Source organism: Alexandriicola marinus (assembly GCF_004000435.1).
Classification (GTDB): domain Bacteria; phylum Pseudomonadota; class Alphaproteobacteria; order Rhodobacterales; family Rhodobacteraceae; genus Alexandriicola; species Alexandriicola marinus.
In genome coordinates this window covers 1-17,127 of record NZ_RBVZ01000014.1, presented here as the reverse complement: position 1 = coordinate 17,127, position 17,127 = coordinate 1, and the positions used below count along the sequence as shown (strand labels likewise).

General features: G+C 61.7%; 27 protein-coding genes and 1 pseudogene. 18 read left to right on the top strand and 10 right to left on the bottom strand.

Annotation, left to right across the window (positions count from 1 at the left end; genetic code table 11):
• Positions 1 to 245 precede the first annotated feature (245 nt).
• The 6 genes from EP376_RS20235 to EP376_RS20210 all read left to right on the top strand — a co-directional run bounded on the left by EP376_RS20235 (position 246) and on the right by EP376_RS20210 (position 4,482).
• On the top strand, positions 246 to 644 hold the full coding sequence (locus EP376_RS20235; RefSeq protein ID WP_088716889.1) for a DUF3768 domain-containing protein: 399 nt from the start codon (positions 246 to 248) through the stop codon (positions 642 to 644).
• A gap of 304 nt (positions 645 to 948) precedes the next feature.
• Entirely contained in the window at positions 949 to 2,775 is a 1,827-nt protein-coding gene (locus EP376_RS20230) for a ParB/RepB/Spo0J family partition protein (protein WP_088716890.1), read from the top strand.
• Positions 2,776 to 2,920: 145 nt separating this feature from the next.
• A complete protein-coding gene (locus EP376_RS23225; RefSeq protein ID WP_203331169.1) occupies positions 2,921 to 3,454 on the top strand; it encodes a hypothetical protein in 534 nt (177 codons plus the stop codon).
• Positions 3,447 to 3,710 (top strand): zinc finger domain-containing protein, encoded by a 264-nt coding sequence (locus EP376_RS20220; protein WP_088716891.1) that lies wholly within the window; start codon positions 3,447 to 3,449, stop codon positions 3,708 to 3,710. The genes EP376_RS23225 and EP376_RS20220 overlap by 8 nt, the downstream gene beginning before the upstream one ends.
• Before the next feature lie 66 nt (positions 3,711 to 3,776).
• Positions 3,777 to 4,016, top strand: a complete 240-nt coding sequence (locus tag EP376_RS20215; protein ID WP_088716892.1) for a hypothetical protein — start codon at positions 3,777 to 3,779, stop codon at positions 4,014 to 4,016.
• 103 nt (positions 4,017 to 4,119) lie between these two features.
• Positions 4,120 to 4,482 (top strand): hypothetical protein, encoded by a 363-nt coding sequence (locus EP376_RS20210; protein ID WP_088716893.1) that lies wholly within the window; start codon positions 4,120 to 4,122, stop codon positions 4,480 to 4,482.
• Positions 4,483 to 4,559: 77 nt separating this feature from the next.
• On the opposite strand, the gene EP376_RS20205 is transcribed toward EP376_RS20210, so the two are convergent.
• Positions 4,560 to 4,961 carry a thermonuclease family protein gene (locus tag EP376_RS20205; RefSeq protein ID WP_164744780.1) on the bottom strand — a complete coding sequence of 134 codons (402 nt, stop codon included), beginning with the start codon at positions 4,959 to 4,961 and terminating at the stop codon, positions 4,560 to 4,562.
• Positions 4,962 to 5,436: 475 nt separating this feature from the next.
• Here EP376_RS20205 and EP376_RS20200 point away from each other — a divergent pair, with 475 nt between their 5' ends.
• Positions 5,437 to 5,787 carry a single-stranded DNA-binding protein gene (locus tag EP376_RS20200; RefSeq protein WP_074647520.1) on the top strand — a complete coding sequence of 117 codons (351 nt, stop codon included), beginning with the start codon at positions 5,437 to 5,439 and terminating at the stop codon, positions 5,785 to 5,787.
• A 307-nt stretch (positions 5,788 to 6,094) separates the two neighbouring features.
• Complete coding sequence (locus EP376_RS23080; RefSeq protein ID WP_157903891.1) at positions 6,095 to 6,256, top strand: hypothetical protein; 162 nt, start codon at positions 6,095 to 6,097, stop codon at positions 6,254 to 6,256.
• Between the two features lie 105 nt (positions 6,257 to 6,361).
• Here EP376_RS23080 and EP376_RS20195 read toward each other — a convergent pair whose 3' ends face one another.
• From EP376_RS20195 to EP376_RS20180, 4 genes are all read right to left on the bottom strand, one after another.
• A complete protein-coding gene (locus EP376_RS20195) occupies positions 6,362 to 6,703 on the bottom strand; it encodes a hypothetical protein (RefSeq protein ID WP_088716896.1) in 342 nt (113 codons plus the stop codon).
• An 85-nt stretch (positions 6,704 to 6,788) separates the two neighbouring features.
• A complete protein-coding gene (locus tag EP376_RS20190) occupies positions 6,789 to 7,130 on the bottom strand; it encodes a hypothetical protein (protein ID WP_088716896.1) in 342 nt (113 codons plus the stop codon).
• Positions 7,131 to 7,152: 22 nt separating this feature from the next.
• Positions 7,153 to 7,578, bottom strand: a complete 426-nt coding sequence (locus EP376_RS20185) for a type II toxin-antitoxin system VapC family toxin (RefSeq protein WP_088716897.1) — start codon at positions 7,576 to 7,578, stop codon at positions 7,153 to 7,155.
• Positions 7,578 to 7,823 (bottom strand): type II toxin-antitoxin system VapB family antitoxin, encoded by a 246-nt coding sequence (locus EP376_RS20180; protein WP_074647545.1) that lies wholly within the window; start codon positions 7,821 to 7,823, stop codon positions 7,578 to 7,580. The genes EP376_RS20185 and EP376_RS20180 overlap by 1 nt, the downstream gene beginning before the upstream one ends.
• Before the next feature lie 769 nt (positions 7,824 to 8,592).
• On the opposite strand from EP376_RS20180, the gene EP376_RS20175 reads away from it, so the two are divergent.
• The 9 genes from EP376_RS20175 to EP376_RS20135 all read left to right on the top strand — a co-directional run bounded on the left by EP376_RS20175 (position 8,593) and on the right by EP376_RS20135 (position 13,721).
• Positions 8,593 to 8,808 carry a hypothetical protein gene (locus tag EP376_RS20175; protein WP_088716850.1) on the top strand — a complete coding sequence of 72 codons (216 nt, stop codon included), beginning with the start codon at positions 8,593 to 8,595 and terminating at the stop codon, positions 8,806 to 8,808.
• The gene (locus EP376_RS20170) at positions 8,805 to 9,014 is read left to right on the top strand and encodes a hypothetical protein (RefSeq protein WP_074647538.1); all 210 of its coding nucleotides are present in this window, start codon (positions 8,805 to 8,807) and stop codon (positions 9,012 to 9,014) included. The genes EP376_RS20175 and EP376_RS20170 overlap by 4 nt, the downstream gene beginning before the upstream one ends.
• Positions 9,011 to 9,367, top strand: a complete 357-nt coding sequence (locus EP376_RS20165; RefSeq protein ID WP_088716851.1) for a hypothetical protein — start codon at positions 9,011 to 9,013, stop codon at positions 9,365 to 9,367. The genes EP376_RS20170 and EP376_RS20165 overlap by 4 nt, the downstream gene beginning before the upstream one ends.
• Positions 9,368 to 9,437: 70 nt before the next feature.
• Positions 9,438 to 10,892 (top strand): class I SAM-dependent methyltransferase, encoded by a 1,455-nt coding sequence (locus EP376_RS20160; RefSeq protein WP_238928929.1) that lies wholly within the window; start codon positions 9,438 to 9,440, stop codon positions 10,890 to 10,892.
• Positions 10,893 to 10,956: 64 nt separating this feature from the next.
• Positions 10,957 to 11,157 carry a hypothetical protein gene (locus EP376_RS20155; RefSeq protein WP_088716853.1) on the top strand — a complete coding sequence of 67 codons (201 nt, stop codon included), beginning with the start codon at positions 10,957 to 10,959 and terminating at the stop codon, positions 11,155 to 11,157.
• Positions 11,157 to 11,624 carry a GIY-YIG nuclease family protein gene (locus EP376_RS20150; protein WP_088716854.1) on the top strand — a complete coding sequence of 156 codons (468 nt, stop codon included), beginning with the start codon at positions 11,157 to 11,159 and terminating at the stop codon, positions 11,622 to 11,624. Before EP376_RS20155 ends, EP376_RS20150 begins: the two co-directional genes overlap by 1 nt.
• Before the next feature lie 172 nt (positions 11,625 to 11,796).
• Positions 11,797 to 12,138 carry a hypothetical protein gene (locus tag EP376_RS20145; protein WP_088716855.1) on the top strand — a complete coding sequence of 114 codons (342 nt, stop codon included), beginning with the start codon at positions 11,797 to 11,799 and terminating at the stop codon, positions 12,136 to 12,138.
• Between the two features lie 501 nt (positions 12,139 to 12,639).
• Positions 12,640 to 13,545, top strand: coding sequence for an ArdC family protein (locus tag EP376_RS20140; RefSeq protein WP_088716856.1), 906 nt, complete (start codon positions 12,640 to 12,642; stop codon positions 13,543 to 13,545).
• Complete coding sequence (locus EP376_RS20135; protein ID WP_088716857.1) at positions 13,542 to 13,721, top strand: hypothetical protein; 180 nt, start codon at positions 13,542 to 13,544, stop codon at positions 13,719 to 13,721. The genes EP376_RS20140 and EP376_RS20135 overlap by 4 nt, the downstream gene beginning before the upstream one ends.
• A gap of 133 nt (positions 13,722 to 13,854) precedes the next feature.
• On the opposite strand, the gene EP376_RS20130 is transcribed toward EP376_RS20135, so the two are convergent.
• From EP376_RS20130 to EP376_RS20110, 5 genes are all read right to left on the bottom strand, one after another.
• Positions 13,855 to 14,274, bottom strand: a complete 420-nt coding sequence (locus EP376_RS20130; RefSeq protein ID WP_088716858.1) for a hypothetical protein — start codon at positions 14,272 to 14,274, stop codon at positions 13,855 to 13,857.
• Positions 14,275 to 14,327: 53 nt separating this feature from the next.
• On the bottom strand, positions 14,328 to 14,552 hold the full coding sequence (locus EP376_RS20125) for a hypothetical protein (protein ID WP_127562609.1): 225 nt from the start codon (positions 14,550 to 14,552) through the stop codon (positions 14,328 to 14,330).
• Positions 14,545 to 14,724: a hypothetical protein gene (locus tag EP376_RS20120; protein WP_127562610.1), complete on the bottom strand. Its 180-nt coding sequence runs from the start codon at positions 14,722 to 14,724 to the stop codon at positions 14,545 to 14,547. The genes EP376_RS20125 and EP376_RS20120 overlap by 8 nt, the downstream gene beginning before the upstream one ends.
• 228 nt (positions 14,725 to 14,952) lie before the next feature.
• Positions 14,953 to 15,588, bottom strand: a complete 636-nt coding sequence (locus EP376_RS20115; RefSeq protein ID WP_127562611.1) for a hypothetical protein — start codon at positions 15,586 to 15,588, stop codon at positions 14,953 to 14,955.
• The gene (locus EP376_RS20110) at positions 15,588 to 16,301 is read right to left on the bottom strand and encodes an AAA family ATPase (RefSeq protein WP_088716861.1); all 714 of its coding nucleotides are present in this window, start codon (positions 16,299 to 16,301) and stop codon (positions 15,588 to 15,590) included. The genes EP376_RS20115 and EP376_RS20110 overlap by 1 nt, the downstream gene beginning before the upstream one ends.
• A 634-nt stretch (positions 16,302 to 16,935) precedes the next feature.
• On the opposite strand from EP376_RS20110, the pseudogene EP376_RS20105 reads away from it, so the two are divergent.
• A pseudogene (locus EP376_RS20105) lies at positions 16,936 to 17,127 on the top strand (plasmid mobilization relaxosome protein MobC); the annotation flags it as partial.

Genomic DNA, 17,127 nt, shown 5'->3' with positions numbered 1-17,127 from the left:
CCACGCAAGCCCCATGAGCGGCGTCAGGGGGGGTGTCCCCAACCACGGTCTCGGCCGGGGGCCGAGCTGCGTGGCCGGGTGATCCCCCTCCCCCCCTTCCTTGTCATGGAGCTTGCGCGGGCCCCCCTCCTGCCCTCGCCGGGAGGCAGGCTTTCAGGAGAGGGACGCTTCGCGGTCCTCGCCAGAAACCCCGCCCCAATTTTCGGCACCAGACCGGATAGGGCATCACCACAAGGAGGCCAGACATGGCTGATATTCATTCGGAAAACACCGCAGAGGCGGCTGTCGAGGCAGCGCGGGTCGCGCTTATCGCAAGACAGAACGACCGGTTCCGCACCACATGGGGCGCTGACTTCACCGTTCCCGGCCAGATTGTCATGACGCGCGGCGTGGCCGCACTGTCGCACGAGGCACAGGTGGCGATCATGGTCGCGGTCATGCAGTTTTCCGAGTTCACCGAGGACAACGACCCTTACGGCACCCACGATTTCGGCATCTTCACCGTGGCCGAAGGCGAACGCGAGGTTCGGCTTTACTGGAAAATCGACCTCTACGACGCGGGCTATGAGTTCGGTTCCGACGATTGCGCGGACACCACTAAGACCCGCCGCGTGCTGACCATCCTTCTGCCCGAGGAATACTGAGTTCGGTTGCGGGGTCTCTCCCTGCCCCGCGCCGAGGCTGGCCTGTCGAGCAGGCCCAAGGGAGGGGCGGCAAGCGCCTCTCCCACCCCCTCACCACAACGGAAAGGAAGGTGAAATCAATGAGCAATGAAACCATGAAGCGCCGCATTGCCGAGGCTTGGGCGCTTCTCAGGAAGGGCGATCACTTTGGCATCGGACGCCGCTTCCTGATCCAGCACGGGGCCATCTAAGCCCCCTCGCCTCAGCCCGTCAGGGCTGGGGCACCGATAACACAAAAACTCACCACACGACAAGGATAAGACCCATGACAAAGCAAGAGACGATCATCGCCCCCATCGAACAGGTTCCCTTCGATGATCTGTATGTTTCCGACCTGAACCCGCGCACCGTGTTCAGCCCCGAGGGGATCGAGGCACTGGCAGAGAATATCCGCCAGCTTGGCCTGATCCAGAACCTCGCCGGGCTGCGCGATGAAACCGGCAAGGTTGGCATCGTGGCCGGAGGCCGGAGGCTTCGCGCCCTGGCTTTGCTGCAAGACGATCCGCGCTTCGCTACGGTTTCCGTGAAGATCGCGCCCGATCAGGCGACCGCCGAGATTTGGGCATCGAGCGAGAACCACCACCGCGAACAACCCCATGCCGCCGATGAAATCCGCGAATATGGCAGCATGGCCGAGCGGGGCGTTCCGGTTCCCTCCATCGCCATCGCGTTCGGCGTCAATGAAAAGCACGTCTATCGCCGCTTGAAGCTGGCAAGCCTGCCGGTGTCGGTTCTGGACGCCTTGAAGGCCGGGGAAATCACCCTGTCGAACGCCGCCGCCTTCACCGTCAGCGAGGACGAGGCGAACACGCTGGCCGTGCTGGAAAAGGTGCGGGGCGAGGGCTACAGCGATCACCAGATCAAGCAGATGCTCAAACCGGACTCGGTGCGCAGCACGGATCGGCGCGTGAAGTTTGTTGGCCTTGAGGCTTACGAGGCCGAGGGCGGGCGCGTCACTGGCGACCTTTTCGCAGACCAGACCTATTTCGATGATGTTGCCCTGCTGGACGAACTGTTCAAGGCGAAGCTGAACGCCACCGCCGAGGCCATGACCGGCGACGGTTGGAAATGGGCCGAGGCGATGGACACCACCTATCTTGGTTATTACGAGATCGAGGAACGGAAGCTGGACCGCATCTATCGGGATGAAGGGACGCTCACCGAAGAGCAGTCAGAGCGTTACGACGAACTGGCGGAATTGGCCGAAGGTGAGGTTCTGGACGCCGAGGGCGAGGCCGAACTGGCGGCGCTGCAAGCCGTGTTGGATGGTGCATTCAGCGCCGAGCAGAAGGCCGTTTCGGGCGTCCTTGTCTACGTCAACCAGAGCGGCGAGGTTCAGACCGCCGAGGGGCTGGTGAGGCGTGAGGACCGGGCCGCCGCCATCGAGGCCGGGTTCCTGCGCAAGTCCAGCCATTCGAGCGCCGAGGCCGAGCCGAAATCCCCCATCAGCCAGAAGCTGCGCGACGACCTGTCCCGTGTCGCACAGGGCGCACGGCAACATGCGGTGTTGCGCGATCCCGATCTGCTGATTGACCTTCTGGCCTACCAGTTGAGCCACGCCCTGCGCTGGAACGATCCGCTTGGCATCGCCACGACCGAGGTTCCGAACTGGCCTTCGACCGAGGCCGAGGGCTATGCCCTTGACGAGCGCCTGACCAGCAACCCGCCGCGCGATATGTGGGATGCGAAAGACCTTGGCGCATCCTTCCGCGCGTTTCGCAAGAAAGGCCCGGAGCATGTGCGCGGTGAACTGGTCCGGTTCCTTGCCGCTCAATATCGGGGCGGCGACGAGAAGCTGTCCGCGATGATCGACAAGGAGACGCAGCCGAATATCCGCGAAGTCTGGACCCCCAATGCGGCGAACTTCTTTTCTCGCGTCGGAGGCCCCTACCTCAACGATCTGTGGCGCGATCTGCTGGACCTGTCCGACGATCACCCGACCGCCACGACCTTCGCCAAGCTGAAAAAGGGCGAGAAGGCCGACAAGCTGGAAGCCCTGTTCCGTGGCGACCACGATCTGCGCAGCGCCCTTGGCGTCACCGACGAGCAGGCCGCGAAGATCGGGGCATGGCTGCCCGAAGGCATGAAGTGAGATCGAGGGCGGGGCGGCAGCGCCCCGCCCACCGATGGAGGTTCCCATGAGATTCAAGCGTTCACCCCGACACCCGTTCACCGACACGCCCCGCAAGCGGGCCGCACTGCGCCGGAAACAGCGCCTTGAGCGCGAGGCCCTTCCGTTGCTGGCCGATCAGATTGCCGAGGCACAGCCGAGCGAGGACCGTGTTATGGCAGACCGCGCACTGGCATGGTCCGAACAGGAAATCAGGGACCGTCGCGCTCGGGCAGAGAAGTGGCATGAAGCCCGCCGCCAGATCGACGCCCTGCCCGAAGATGAGCGCCGCGCTGTGCGGCGGGCATGGGACTGCGCCCCATACCCCGCCGACCCGTCTTATCTGTTGAGCGTCCTGCACAGCTACAGCCAAGGCAGGATCGACTTGAAAAGCCCGCCTTTCCCGCTGTCGCGCACCGACGCCTCGGGCGCGAGGATCGCGAACCTGTTCGCTTCATCTGACCTGTTCGTGACGATCCTCAAGGCGCGGGAGATTGCCGCCGATCCTGACCGTCACCCGCTGGCGGAACGTCACGCAGCCTATCACCATCTTCAACTGGCGGCATCGAAGAACAAGGATCGCGACCGCGCCGCCCAGAATCGCGTGTTGGCCTCGCAGCTATTCCTTCGCCTCGGAGAATTGGAGAACGCCCATGCCTGATTTCACCGCCCACCGTCATCCGGTCCTTGCCGTGCGCTGCCCCGATTGCGGCAGAGCGCCCGGCGTCTGGTGCCGTCGCCCGAGCGGCCACATGGCGAGCGACTTTCATCACAGTCGCAAGGTGGAGGCGGATCGCGTCTTCATCGACCAGCACGGACCTGACGCCAGCATCCTGCGCGACGGCGACGGATGGATCATTGATCCACGCGGGCGCGTCGGCATTCGGCCTCAGCCCGAGCAACTGGCTTTGTTCTGAGGGATATTCATGGCGCTGGCGAGAACTGATCGACTGTGCTACGACTGGAACTAAAGGAGAACTTAGATGTTTGATCGCCGCGCTCACGCTGAAGAAATCATTGCCGAACTGATCGGCAAGATGTGGAACTGGTTCTTTATCGGAGCTGCTGGCGCGGCTATCGTGATCGCCGCTTGCATCGCGTTCTTCGCGGGGGTCAACGTCCCCAATCTGATTTACTGGATCGGCACAGCCATCGCCTTCGGGTGCTTCGCACAAGCCGCCAATCTGTCGAACGAAATTCGGAGCCGCCGCGCGCATCTTTGACGCCGGGCAGGCCAGCTTTTTGAGAATATCCTTGTGGTGAGGATAACACTGGCCCCGCTCGCGCGGGGCCTCTTTTTTCCAGGGACCGACATTCAGGACGATCATGCACGACGACGACGAAACCACCTTCAAGGATAGGCTCGATCTGGTTCAGTATCGCATGGCCGAGATCGTCTTTTGTCCGGGCCGTGTCGTCCGGGCCTGCTGGCGTGGCGGGCGACCGACGATCAACCGCTATATGCTGGCCTTCCTGACTGTGTTCCTGCCTGCCCTCGGATTCGGCATCGTCATGGGATGGGCCATGAGCGGGTCCGAGCATTTCCTGTTCGGCGCGGATCGGACATTCACCCGGCAGCTTGGCGAGGCGTTCATGCTGATCTGGATGATTGCCGTTCTCTACCTGCTCGCCATCGGCATCACGATTATCGTCATGGGCTGGTTCCGAAAGGGACCGCGCCGAGGGTGATGCCCGGTGCGCCGGGACTGCGCCCCGACGCACCGGCCTTGCGCTACCCGCGCAGGGGCCGCTGCGCGGCTTGGCCGTCAGCACCAACCCTGCCGCCTGCCCCCATTGTATTCCCGCGCCAGCCCTTCCCCGATCAGGATACCGGCCACGTCCGCACGACCGATGTAAAGCCGCGCTAGCCCTCGGTCATTTCGGTCGCGGCCCGGCAACACGATCAGTTCCACCAACTCGCCCGAGCCGATCAGCTCGCGCAAGCGCCTCGTCGCCTCGTCACCAAGCGCCTTTTCATATGCACATTGCGGATCGTAGGTTTCCGGCGTGTCGAGACCGACCAGCCGGAACCGCTCACCGCCCAGGTCAATCGTGTCGCCGTCGATCACATAGACTGAAGCCGGATTGATCGGCTCTGCCGCCGTCCCGGTGTCGATCGACAGCAAGGCCGCGACGATCATCGCACCTGTTGCCGCAACTCCAAACAAGCGCCTGCGTCGCGCATGTTGTCCGCGTCTCGATCCAGTTTCTCGCAGCCAGTTTCGCAAGCCGCTCTGCCCTCTTCTGTTCCTGTGCCGGTTGTCGCTAGGCCGCCATCGGGTTTCCCTTGACCCATTTGCCGCTGCGCAGATGAGCATCCGTCGCCCCAGGTTTCGACCGTCGCCGTGATTGTCCTTGCAGTATGAATCGAGCCCCTGTCGAGATCCACACGCCGCTGCCTTCCTTGATCTGGAACCGACACTGAAATTCGTGCAACCCAGGTATTCACCCGTCTCCTTGGTCCGGGTTTCTCAAACGGAACATTGCTTGTTCCTCTCTTAGCGACCGTCCGGGGCTAACGCCCCGCCCTTCAATCAAAAAATCGGTTTCCGCTTTGCGGACCCTCCGATTTTTGGCTTGATCGCATCGAGGACCAGCATGACCGTTTTTCATCGAAACACTAAGATACCAAGGAGACAAAAAATGAATACCTTCGCTGAGTTTGAAATCATCGGTCGGGTCGGTCAGATCAAGGAAGGCAACGGCGTCCTCTGGGTTTCCATCGCCGCCGAGTATGGCCGCAAGGACAATCACGGCGACTTTCAGTCGAAACCCTTCTGGAACGACGTGAGTATCTTCAACGAGAACGTCATCAAATGGGTCAAGGAAAACACCGTCAAAGGCGACCTGGTTCGCGCGACCGGCACCATCCGCTCCGAGAGCTACGAGACCAATAGCGGCGAAACCCGCCACGGCGTGAAACTGGCCTGCGACAACTTCGCCAACCTGGCCCACATGATCCGCAAGCAGATGGAGCGGCAACAGGCGGGCTGACCGCCCGGGCGGGCCTCACGGCCCGCCTGCCCTTCGGGCGCGGCGCTGCGCCCCGACCAATCGGCCGCCCCCATCGAGAGGGCGGCCGATCGCGCTTCACAGCCTTCAGCTCCGAACCGCCGACAAGCGGCAATGCGACACTGGACCCCTGCGAAGGTGCAGGGTCTGCCTCCTTGAAAAACAGCGGCCACTCTACACGGCGCGGCGAGCCGTCAACACCAAGCCCTTCGGGGCGCTGCGCGCGTGTTGACGGCCCGCCTTTCCCGCCGTGTCACCGAGCCTCGTTTTTTCAATCAGGAGACAGACCATGAAATTCATTCGCAAGCGTTCCATCAAACTTCGTCGCATCGCCGCTCGCCGGCTCCGAGCCATCCGCAAGCTGCTGCGCGCAATCGACCTCAGCCTTACGATCTCGATCAACCTCGGCTTCCTGAAGGTCGGGATCACCCTCAAGCGCCGCCCCGAGTAGGGCGGCTGCAACGGCCAGGCCCTCCGGGGCTTGGCCTTTCTGCATTTCATCTTCCCTGAAATATCCTCGGGGGAGCGCCGCCAGGCGCGGGGGCAGACAGCCCCCTCACCGCTCCGGGCACATGCGCCGCAGCGCGGCCATTCCATCCGTAATGGCCGGGCCGTTGGGCACCTGAAGCTGGCCCAGGTTCTCGGTCACGGCCGCCGCCGCCGCCAAGGCGTCGCCATCGCCGCTCGTCGCCAGATGCGCCAGCATGGCGGCCTGGTTTTGCAGCATGTTGCCGGTCACTTCGATGTTGGCGATGTTCGCCTGCACCATCTGCGACATGGCCGCGCTCACAAGCTCGCAATCGTCAGCCGAGCCTTCCTGCGCATGGGCTGCTGCTGCGCCAACCAGGTATGCCGCCGCTGGCAGGCTGCGCATCACGTTTGCCGCTATCAGTTTCATCGAAAGCTCCTTTCGTCCGACCTCATGCGAGGNCCCTGAAATATCCTCGGGGGAGCGCCGCCAGGCGCGGGGGCAGACAGCCCCCTCACCGCTCCGGGCACATGCGCCGCAGCGCGGCCATTCCATCCGTAATGGCCGGGCCGTTGGGCACCTGAAGCTGGCCCAGGTTCTCGGTCACGGCCGCCGCCGCCGCCAAGGCGTCGCCATCGCCGCTCGTCGCCAGATGCGCCAGCATGGCGGCCTGGTTTTGCAGCATGTTGCCGGTCACTTCGATGTTGGCGATGTTCGCCTGCACCATCTGCGACATGGCCGCGCTCACAAGCTCGCAATCGTCAGCCGAGCCTTCCTGCGCATGGGCTGCTGCTGCGCCAACCAGGTATGCCGCCGCTGGCAGGCTGCGCATCACGTTTGCCGCTATCAGTTTCATCGAAAGCTCCTTTCTTCCGACCTCATGCGAGATCGGTCTTCGCAAAATCATCGCCCTTGTAGAGCAAGGGGGCATGAAACGCCTTAGCGGCGGCGTAGGCGAGGGCGTCACCCATGTTGAGTTTCGCCGGATGACCGGCCACCTTGCCGTATTTCCTCAACGCCGCGATCGCCGCCGAGCCCATGCTTTCGGTGAGGTGCATTTCACGAACGCCGAGTGATTGGAGCAGGTCTGCGACAAGCTCGCTCGCCTTGTCGAAGTGCGCCTCGCTGATATGCGTTACGCCATCCTTTTCCTTCAGATCCCGTGCGATCCCGAGCGTCGTTTCTACCCGCACAACCGGCGAAATCATCAGCTTGCCTCGGGCCTGTTCCATTGCTTTGAGCATCGCCGGGGCTTCCGGCTCATTCAGCAGCACGGCGCAAAGCGCGCTGGCGTCGATGAACATCAGTCATCACCCCACAGCTCATCCATGAACGGCTTGTCGTCGGATTCGCGCGGTTTCAGACCTGCCTCGGCTGCCTTTCGCTGAACCTTCGCTACACGTTCCGCGAGGGTTTCCTGCTTCTCCAACGCCGCTATACTATTGAGCAAGGCCGTGCGAACCGCTTCGGTTTTGTTCCTTGCGCCAGAGGCAGCAAGGTAGCGGTCAACGAGCTTATCTACGTCCGGGTCTTTGATGTAGAGGGGCATGTGCATATCCTTTCAGGATATACAATATAGCCGAAAAGTATATCCCGCAAGTGCTAGTATCTTCGATTGTTGAATTTCGTGGCGAATCCCGGTCGTTCGTGACCTCGTGCGGTTGCTCGAGGACACGCCCGCCCAGGACCGCGCCCTAGGCTTCGGCCGGCAAGCGGCCTGCGCCCCGAGCCTTCCCCCCTGCTCGTCCCTGCGCCAAGGTGCGCCGCCCGCCGTCTCGTCCCGAGCCACCGGGCAGCGCGGCGCATGGTCCTGTCAGGGGGCCAGTCTCGGCCCATCCGGGTAACGGTCGCTTTCGCAGCGCCAGACCTTACCACAGGTCGCCTGCAAGGCCCCTGCCCCGTCCCCCTGGCCGGGGCGGTCTGGAAAGCTCTGGCGGAAGAGGGTTCGGAGATCCCCGCGCTTGCGCGGCGATCACACTGGCAGGGGGGATTCGGGCAAGCCGAACGCCCCCTGCATCCTTGGGCCAGACCGCGCGAGCGCGCCCTGTCCGTATCGGGAACCGCCGGTTCCCCCACGCAAGCCCCATGAGCGGCGTCAGGGGGGTGTCCCCAACCACGGTCTCGGCCGGGGGCCGAGCTGCGTGGCCGGGTGATCCCCCTCCCCCCTTCCTTGTCATGGAGCTTGCGCGGGCCCCCCTCCTGCCCTCGCCGGGAGGCAGGCTTTCAGGAGAGGGCCGCTTGCAGCGGTCCTCGCCAGAAACCCCGCCCCAATTTTCGGCACCAGACCGGATAGGGCATCACCACAAGGAGGACGATTTATGTCCGCACGTCTTTTTTCTCTATGGTCCGAATATGACGGTCTGCCCGGCGCGGAAGTGGTCTATTCCGCCAATCCCGACCTGCTGCGCAAGATGGGCCGCGATCATCACGCAGCCGCCACGCACAAGCCCGATCTACGCTTGCTCGATCCCGAAGGCAAAACCGTCGCAACGATGGATACTTGGGCGACTGACTGGACGGAGATGGGGGCATGAGTGCCCCCAACAACACCCCCGACATTCAGGCAGCGCGCATCCTTGATGCACTGACCGCGCTCTATCCTGACGCCTCCGGCCAGGTAGCCGATCTGATGGAGTATGCGCTTTGCGACCTGCGCCATCTGGCCGATCAGCATGTGATCTGTTTCGGCAGCACGGATCAGAAGGGGTATCGCACCTACCTTCAGGAGAAGGCCCAATGAAACCGCAGATTTCACTCATCGAGGGGCGGCACCTGACCGCCTCCGACAAGCGCAATATTCTGGCTTGCATCGAGTATCAGCGCGACAAGCATCCCGCCACATGGGGCGCGGATTGGCTGGGCCGGAAATCTTCGCCCAAGCGATACACCGTCGCGCCGATCCCGGAGACGACGAACCGCTACGAAGTCCGAATCCGCGAGCACTACCGCAACGATTATGGCTGTCCCTGCGAGCGCACGGCCCGCCTTGTGATCGAGACCAAGGGTGTCGATCCCCTGCCCGCCGCCAAGTCGCACCCGGCTTGGGACAACGACGACCTTTTCGCAGCCATGCCTCGGGGAACCGAGGCATGAGCTGGCGCACCTTCGAGACCCGCGAACACCCCGACGACCTGCCCCGCGTCCACAAGGACGAGGCAACGGCATGGCGCTACGCCAGCCGCACCGGGCACGAGGTTTGGGAAGTGATCGAATATGGCCCGAACGCTGGCGAGCGGTTCCTGGGCCAAGGATGAAAGACGAGAGCATGACATTTCACAGCGAATTTCCAAAGATTGGCGAAACCGACCAGAAGGACCACGGCGCACCGGCAATCCGGCGCAGCCTGTCCGAGATCGTCGCGGAGTATGATGCAAAGGCCGAAAGCATCCCCGGCGCCATCGAGGCTTTCAAGAGGGCCGAAACCGCGATCAATGCCGCCGCTTGCATCGGCGGCACCTACGGCGGGCGCGTCTTTGCGACCGATCCGAGTCTATACGAGCGCGACGTGCGCCTGACCCTGCTGCGATCCGCATGGAAACACGTCTACGAAGGCTTGAATATCGAGAACATCGCCAGCGCCAAGGACCGGCAGCAGCTCGACTTGAAGCTGACCAAACCCCTGCCCTTCACCTTGGAAAATATCGCTGAGGTGTTCGGGAGCTATTTGCTCGATCAACGCTTTCACGTCCTCAAGGGGTTGGCCGAATGCTTCACCGATCTGGACCCGGCCTATAAGAGCCATTCCAAAGTGAAAATCGGCGTTGAGGGCCTGCCGAAACGGATCATCGTTTCCTATGTCACCGGCTGGAACAGTTGGGGCCGGGAGCGGGTGAAAGATACCCTTAACGCCCTGCGCGTCTATCGAAGCCAGCCGCGCTATACCTACCGCGAGTTTGAAGACACGATGGACGAGGTGCAGCGCCACGGCGAGGCTGATTTCTGCGGTGGCATCATCCGCGTTTTCAAGAATGGCAACGGCCACCTGATTTTCGACCCCGAGGGCCGAAAAGACATCAACCACGCCCTGGCCGAGTTCTATGGCGAAGTGTTGCCCGACGCGCCAAACGAGGCCGAAGCGAAGCGGCCAAGCACAGATGTTGCCCGCGATCTGCAATTCTATGCCAGCCCCCGGCCCGTGGCAGAAACCGTGATCGACGCCCTGCACCTTAGCGGCGGCGAGGAAATCCTAGAACCGTCTTGTGGCGACGGCGCACTGATGGACGAGCTGGCCCGGCGCAACGCCGATCTGCGCGAAAACCGGATGAGCGGGGCCGTGTCCGTCACAGGCGTTGAATACGACGCCGCCCGTGCCGACCTGGCCCGCGCGAAGGGCCATCACGTCATGACCGCGAATTTCCTTCAGGTCGCGCCCGATCCGCGGTTTGATAAGGTGGTCATGAACCCCCCTTTTTATGGGCGGCACTACAAGAAACACCTCGATCATGCGGTAAAGTTCCTGAAGCCCGGCGGCTGTCTGGTCTGCATCCTGCCCGCGTCCGCCTACTACGACCACGGCACCACAATTGGCGACTGGCGCGATCTGCCTGTGGGCAGCTTCGCCAGCTCCGGCACGAACATCCCCACCGGATACTGTGTCTATTACAAGCCCCGCGCCTGATCGTCGGGCGGGCCTTCCGGCCCGCCCTTCCACCTAGTATTCTGGCTACAAAGGAATTTTCGACATGATGCAGAGCATTTATCTTCGCGCTTATCTGGCAGGCTACGCGGGCCGGCATATCCCCCGTTCGATTCGCCGCCTGATCGCCGGAACCGAGTTTCACCGCGCATGGCTACTCGGGAGCATGGGCTTTTTTGAACAGGGCGGCGTTCGCTACGGTCCCGCATACCCTTACGGCATCGCACCCGAGTCGGAGCGGGCCTGATGGCCCGCCGATCTCGGGGCTTCACCCGTATCCGCTGGTTTCGGCGCAATGTGGCTTGGGGAACAGTCTATCTTACCTGTGACGAGGAAGACCCCTGCCGCATCAAGATCGGCTTCACGCAGCGCAAGACAGTTGATCGGAGGAAGGAGCTTTCGCGCAGCGTTCAAGGCCGAATGGTCATTGTCCAGACCGTGAGAATGCCCCATGCGTTCGCTCTTGAGGCCCGTTGTCACGCCAAGGTGGGGCGTCTGGCTGGACGAGACCGGACCCGCAATCGGGAATGGTATATCCTTCGAGACGGCGCATCGGTTAGCGACGTGGCACAGCTCATCACCGAGCAGGCGACACGGCTTCGCCGTATTGCCCGCCTCAAAATTGCATGGCCGATCTATGGCCGCATATCCCTTTTCGATTCAGGCTGGCGGCCGACAGGGCGAACCGACCCGATCAAGAGCGATCTGGTCTAGCCTCTTTCATCTTCCTGAAAATATCCTCGGGGGAGCGCCGTGAGGCGCGGGGGCAGACAGCCCCCTACGTCCTTCCTAGCCTGCACATTCCAGTGGCAGGAAACCGCCATTCGATGATGCGCTTAATGTCAGCGATGCTATAATATTGCGATGAAGCAGACGAGGAATTTCCGTGGCCGATAAGATCCAGCTTACCCCGAATGTCATCAACGAGCAGGGCTTACGGCTAAGCCTAAAACATGGAGGCCAGCTCGAAATTGAATGTCGTGAAGAACCATTCCGCAAGGGGCCGAGCTGGCACGGCCTTTGGTTCATGAAGAGTATCGATCCGTCCGGCGAGGTTCAGATGCTGGTGACTGCCCGGATGGATGCCACGCGGGGCGGGTTCAAGGTGAGAGAGTTCAAGACCGCTACCGGGATTATCTCCTTTCTTTCCGATTGCGGTTTCGCCGCTGTGCATTTCCCGCTTCGCGCCGGTGATAAGACGACGCTACGCCTTCAGCTTGCGGCCTGATCTAACGTCAGCTCATGGGCGACAGCTCCGCCCTTTCATCTTACCTTAAATATCCTCGGGAGAGCGCCGCAAGGCGCGGGGGCAGACAGCCCCCCGGCCGCGCAGGCGCCCAATGGATAGACAGGGGTTCGGAGATCCCCGCGCTTGCGCGGCGATCACACTGGCAGGGGGGATTCGGGCAAGCCGAACGCCCCCTGCATCCTTGGGCCAGGCCGCGCGAGCGCGCCCTGTCCGTATCGGGAACCGCCGGTTCCCCCACGCAAGCCCCATGAGCGGCGTCAGGGGGGGTGTCCCCAACCACGGTCTCGGCCGGGGGCCGAGCTGCGTGGCCGGGTGATCCCCCTCCCCCCCTTCCTTGTCATGGAGCTTGCGCGGGCCCCCCTCCTGCCCTCGCCGGGAGGCAGGCTTTCAGGAGAGGGCCGCTTGCAGCGGACCTCGCCAGAAACCCCGCCCCAATTTTCGGCACCAGACCGATAGGGCATCACCACAAGGAGGCCAGATATGGCTAAAGAGCGTTTTGACATCAAGCAGCACGTCACCGACACGATCATTGCGCAGATCGAGGCGGGCACCCCGCCGTGGCGCAAGCCGTGGACGGGCGACATGAGCGGCGCGAGCTTTCCCTTGCGGCACAATGGCGATTCCTATCAAGGCATCAACATTCTGATGCTTTGGGCGACGGCGCATGTTCGCGGCTACAATTCCGCGCGCTGGATGACCTTCAAACAGGCCCTTGAGCTTGGCGGTTGCGTGAAGAAGGGCGAGAAGGCGACGAAATCTGTTTTCTATGGCTCGATTGAACGCGAGGACGAGAACGCGGCAGTGGGCGAGGACGGCAAGCGCCGCATCCGGTTTGCCAAGACCAACAATGTTTTCAATGCCGACCAGATCGAGGGCTTGCCGGAAGCCTATTACATCCGCCCGGAACCGCCCCGCGATCTTGGCACCGAGGCCGACGCCGAACTTGACGCTTTCTTTGCCCGCAGCGGGGCGGAAATCATCACCACGGAGGAACCGCGCGCCTATTTCCATCCGACGAAAGACCACATCCATATGCCTCCGATTGCGACGTTTTACAGCGCCGCCGGATACTATGGGACACTTGCCCACGAACTGACCCATTGGGCTTGCGGTGAAAAGCGCCTTGCCACTCAGAAGGCCCGTGCGAACCGGAAGGAATACGCCTTTGACGAGCTGGTCGCGGAGATCGGCGCATGTTTCCTTGCCGTTCAGCTTGGCGTCGAGCCGCAGTTTGACCAGAGCGCGGCCTATGTCGAAGGATGGCTTGAGGCCCTGAAATCCGACAAGGAAATGATTTTCAAGGCTGCTGCCGAGGCACAGAAGGCCGTGGACTACATCAACGAAAAGGCCCGCGTATCCGAGGGTGAAAAGCAGGTGGCCGCATGAGCGGCCCCCACACCCTGCCCCGCCTGTCCTGCCGCAAATGCGGCAGGATAAACCCGCCGGTCTATTTCGCGCCGGTGGCGATCGAGGGCGAGGGCTCTTGCATCTGCTACGCTTGCGCCGAGGCGCGGCAATGGCTGGACCAAGACGGCAATCTGCGCCCCGGCGTCGAGCTTTGAACCTGTCAGCCCCTGCCCCCGGCGGGGGTTTCCTTTGCCCTGGTGCTATGTTTGACGGGGCCGGGGCCACGCTTGCGCGCGGCCCCGGCCCCGCCCGGCGCTTCGCGCCGAGCCTGCTTTCGCAGGCGCAAGGTCAGAGGCAGGTGAAGGGCATGGGATCGCCAAGCTCAACCTCGGTCGAGCTGTCGCCAATCATAACCGTGACTGTCTGATGCGCGCGGAATCCGGCGATCAGAGTTTCCCATTCCACGGGGTTGGCCGTCGCTTTTCCGTAGCGCCCATGCACCATTGCCGCGCCGATCCTGTTGCCATCGGGAAAGCTGAAGCCCACCTCGGCCGACAGGTCGGGGTTGTTGCCGGCTTCGATCAGGACGGCGCTTTCCGAGGTCCCGTAAACCGTGTTCGGATCACAAACCAGCGAGACCACCATGCCCGCATTCTCCGTGCGGTAGAGATCGACCCCGCGTTCATGCTCATGTTCCCAGGCACTTGCCACAGCGGGCGATGCCGTCAGAATAATTGTGCTGCAAATCAATGCTTTATGAAACTGCATAGGCTGCCTCCTTTTGGGAGCCAGCCTAGCATTTTGAGAACAAAAAGGGAAGATTATTCAAAGGTTTCGGCGGTTTCCGACCATTTGTCTTGCCACACGTCGAAAGAGGCAACCACGCGCCCCTCGGGGTTCTTCAAGGTAATTTCCCCGCGCGTCTTCGGATCGCGCATGTAAGCCGCGCCAAACTCGCGCAGGGTCTTCGAGCTGGTCGAGTAGACCGTGCCAAGGCTTCGCCCGTCTTCCTCGGCCGACAGCGAAAACATTGGTGTCTTACTCATAGATGACATTTTCCCTACGCCCGTCCTTCCAGCGCGGAAGTATCTCGCCGGTGTTCCACTCGTAGAGCCATCCGACGATTTCGCGCGTCCTGGCATCGAGGATGCGCTTGATTGCTTTCGCTTCCAGTCTTTTTTGCCTCGGCATGGTTTTCACTCCGTTTTTTTGATCCACGGAGCGCCCCGTTCCCGCGCCTTCTTCATCATTGAAGGGAGGGTAAGCGCTCGCTTACCCCTGCCGAGCGGCGAGCGTGAGAGGATGGGGGTGAAGCAAAATCGACAGGGGTGGTGCGGCCCGCAGGCGCAGCCGAGGACACGGCCCTGTCTATTTTGCTTCAGGGGGAAGGAAGCCGAAACTCCTTCCCCCTTCTACGCAATAACGTGACGCGGCTTGCCGCGTCTTCTAATCTTTCTTCTGTCGAAGCTCTTCGATGACTTCATCAAGGCAGGTCCAGAACACTGGTTCGAACTGGCCCCGCACCATCGCGCTATCGGATTGGAGACGAAGCGGATCATGCTTTTCGCGCAGATCGTCCAGGATGTTCGCGGGGAGCCGCTTCGTTGTGTGGTAGCCTTCACGCATCGGGAGGCGATCTGCCTCGGGCTTTTCGATGTATTTGGCCTTCAGCTCGAACCTGGCCGTTGCTCGGCGTCCGGCAAGCACGATCACATCGCGGGCCGCGATCCCCTGCCCTTCCAGAGCATCGAGTTTCTTGCCCTGATCGACCTTCACAGCAGCGTCGAGGCGCGTTTCCCGTTTTTCTGCGGCGGGCTTTGGTGCCTTTGGGGCCTGCGGTTGTCGCTCTTTCTCCACGCGCGGGCGAGCGGGCTTGTCAGCTTTAGGCTTGCTGGCAGAGGGCGTGTCGGTTTCAGGATCGGGCTTCGGAGGAGTTGGCGTTTGTTTAGCCGCCGGTTCCGCCGGAGCGGAGGGTTTCGGGATTTCCGCTGCGAAGGTTCCGGTGCTTTCGCGAGTGGTTCCGAAATTGGTGGTGTATTCAGGGTTGAAGCCCTTGATGTTCGGGCGTTGCTTTCGGGCCATTATGCGATCCCTCCAATGTCCTGAAGGATCGCCAGTGCTTCGTCCAGAGCCTCTTCATAGTGCTTTGCGTGGGTGCGGAGCAGAGGGTTCGGATCGTTGCGCCGTGCCTCAGCGAGATAGTGGAGAAATCCGAGGCTGGCGGCGTCTTTATGCTGTTTGCGCTCCATGAAGTAGTTCTGGACGACGGGGAAGGATTGAACCGCTTCCAGCTCAAGTTGCTGTTCGGTTTTACTCATCCGTGCGGGAACGCTGGAAAGAACGACATGGAAGGTCGGCAGGTTTTCGGGATCTTCGGTCCTTCCCCGGAGGTCAACATACCATTTGTGGGTGTCTTGCGTGATTTCCATATCGTCGTTGGACAGCATCATGGGCACCACAAGAATGTCGCTGAAGGCCGCGAGATCGTCGGCCCAAGCACCAGCGGCCCCGAGCGTGTCAACGAAGATGAAATCCGTTGACCCTTCTTCCCAGGCAGCATCCACCCGCGCCTCGAATGCTTCGGGTGACTTCAGCTCTTCGATGGTGAAATTCGGATCTTCGATCTTCAGCTTCTCAGCCCATCGAAACAAGGCTTGTTGCGGGTCAGCATCTAGGACAAGGCATTTCTTGCCTGTGTTCATAGCTGCACTCGCCAGGGCACGGGTCAGCATCGTCTTTCCGGCGCCGCCTTTGCGTGTCATGACCGTGATGACTTTCATGTTTTCGTTCGGCATTGCTCGGCCTCATGTTCAGTGTTGCTTGTCCGGTGTTCCGGGCTGATTGTCGCTTGTCGCTTGTCGCGTTTCAACTGTCGCCTGTTACTTGTCCCTTGTTGCGTGTTGCGGGTCAAGTGTTAATTATCCAGTGTCCAGTGGCCAGTGTCCAGTGTCCAGTGCCGCTTGTTGCCTGTGGTATGTTCCGTGTTGCGTGTTGTTTGTCGCGTGGCAACTGTTCATTGTTACGTGTTACGTGTTGCGTGTTGCGTGCGGGGCGGAGCGTTAAGGAGGCGAAAGGGCCGGCGTGCTGCCTCTCTTCTTCATCGCAATCAGACCTTTCGCTGGGACTGTCTGCTTCGGTCGGGGACGGCATGGCGCACAGGAGCGCCGCAGCGGCTCGCTGAGGGTGCTTCCGAGGCTTCTGAGGGGGAGGGGTGCGGAGAGGCGCTTCTAGCGCCTCACGGGGCATTTTTAGAGGGGTGGGCCGGAGCGGCCCAGATCGAACCAGGGTTCGATCACGGCACGGGCTAGCCGTGCCTAATGCGGAATACAGCCGAACTTAACGGCTTCGACACTCGACACAATCCCCGGATTGCGTCGAAGCCTATTCGTCTGTATGAAGGTGGCAGGAAATAAGGAGTGTATGTTCAGTATGTCGTCGCGCCGCCGTCTAACCCGTGAAGAACGGCTCGTCATCGTCCGCGAGAGCGGAAAAGGCGTTTCCGCAAAGGCACTTGCGGCGCGCTTCAAGGTGACGGAACGGGCGATCTACTACACGGTTCGGACTGAAAAAGAGCGCCGCCGCGAAAGCAGCATCAGGACGCGCCAGGTCAGCGTAACCGTT

Bases quoted from the DNA above. Each gene is read 5' to 3' on its own strand.
- EP376_RS20195 (WP_088716896.1), bottom strand. From the start codon at position 6,703: ATGAAACTGATAGCGGCAAACGTGATGCGCAGCCTGCCAGCGGCGGCA.
- EP376_RS20140 (WP_088716856.1), top strand. From the start codon at position 12,640: ATGGCTAAAGAGCGTTTTGACATCAAGCAGCACGTCACCGACACGATC.
- EP376_RS20235 (WP_088716889.1), top strand. From the start codon at position 246: ATGGCTGATATTCATTCGGAAAACACCGCAGAGGCGGCTGTCGAGGCA.
- EP376_RS20185 (WP_088716897.1), bottom strand. From the start codon at position 7,578: ATGTTCATCGACGCCAGCGCGCTTTGCGCCGTGCTGCTGAATGAGCCG.
- EP376_RS20180 (WP_074647545.1), bottom strand. From the start codon at position 7,823: ATGCCCCTCTACATCAAAGACCCGGACGTAGATAAGCTCGTTGACCGC.
- EP376_RS20115 (WP_127562611.1), bottom strand. From the start codon at position 15,588: ATGGCCCGAAAGCAACGCCCGAACATCAAGGGCTTCAACCCTGAATAC.
- EP376_RS20130 (WP_088716858.1), bottom strand. From the start codon at position 14,274: ATGCAGTTTCATAAAGCATTGATTTGCAGCACAATTATTCTGACGGCA.
- EP376_RS20160 (WP_238928929.1), top strand. From the start codon at position 9,438: ATGGCGCTACGCCAGCCGCACCGGGCACGAGGTTTGGGAAGTGATCGA.
- EP376_RS20125 (WP_127562609.1), bottom strand. From the start codon at position 14,552: ATGAGTAAGACACCAATGTTTTCGCTGTCGGCCGAGGAAGACGGGCGA.
- EP376_RS20230 (WP_088716890.1), top strand. From the start codon at position 949: ATGACAAAGCAAGAGACGATCATCGCCCCCATCGAACAGGTTCCCTTC.
- EP376_RS20215 (WP_088716892.1), top strand. From the start codon at position 3,777: ATGTTTGATCGCCGCGCTCACGCTGAAGAAATCATTGCCGAACTGATC.
- EP376_RS20175 (WP_088716850.1), top strand. From the start codon at position 8,593: ATGTCCGCACGTCTTTTTTCTCTATGGTCCGAATATGACGGTCTGCCC.
- EP376_RS20170 (WP_074647538.1), top strand. From the start codon at position 8,805: ATGAGTGCCCCCAACAACACCCCCGACATTCAGGCAGCGCGCATCCTT.
- EP376_RS20150 (WP_088716854.1), top strand. From the start codon at position 11,157: ATGGCCCGCCGATCTCGGGGCTTCACCCGTATCCGCTGGTTTCGGCGC.
- EP376_RS23080 (WP_157903891.1), top strand. From the start codon at position 6,095: ATGAAATTCATTCGCAAGCGTTCCATCAAACTTCGTCGCATCGCCGCT.
- EP376_RS20190 (WP_088716896.1), bottom strand. From the start codon at position 7,130: ATGAAACTGATAGCGGCAAACGTGATGCGCAGCCTGCCAGCGGCGGCA.
- EP376_RS20220 (WP_088716891.1), top strand. From the start codon at position 3,447: ATGCCTGATTTCACCGCCCACCGTCATCCGGTCCTTGCCGTGCGCTGC.
- EP376_RS20210 (WP_088716893.1), top strand. From the start codon at position 4,120: ATGCACGACGACGACGAAACCACCTTCAAGGATAGGCTCGATCTGGTT.
- EP376_RS20165 (WP_088716851.1), top strand. From the start codon at position 9,011: ATGAAACCGCAGATTTCACTCATCGAGGGGCGGCACCTGACCGCCTCC.
- EP376_RS20155 (WP_088716853.1), top strand. From the start codon at position 10,957: ATGATGCAGAGCATTTATCTTCGCGCTTATCTGGCAGGCTACGCGGGC.
- EP376_RS20135 (WP_088716857.1), top strand. From the start codon at position 13,542: ATGAGCGGCCCCCACACCCTGCCCCGCCTGTCCTGCCGCAAATGCGGC.
- EP376_RS20200 (WP_074647520.1), top strand. From the start codon at position 5,437: ATGAATACCTTCGCTGAGTTTGAAATCATCGGTCGGGTCGGTCAGATC.
- EP376_RS20110 (WP_088716861.1), bottom strand. From the start codon at position 16,301: ATGCCGAACGAAAACATGAAAGTCATCACGGTCATGACACGCAAAGGC.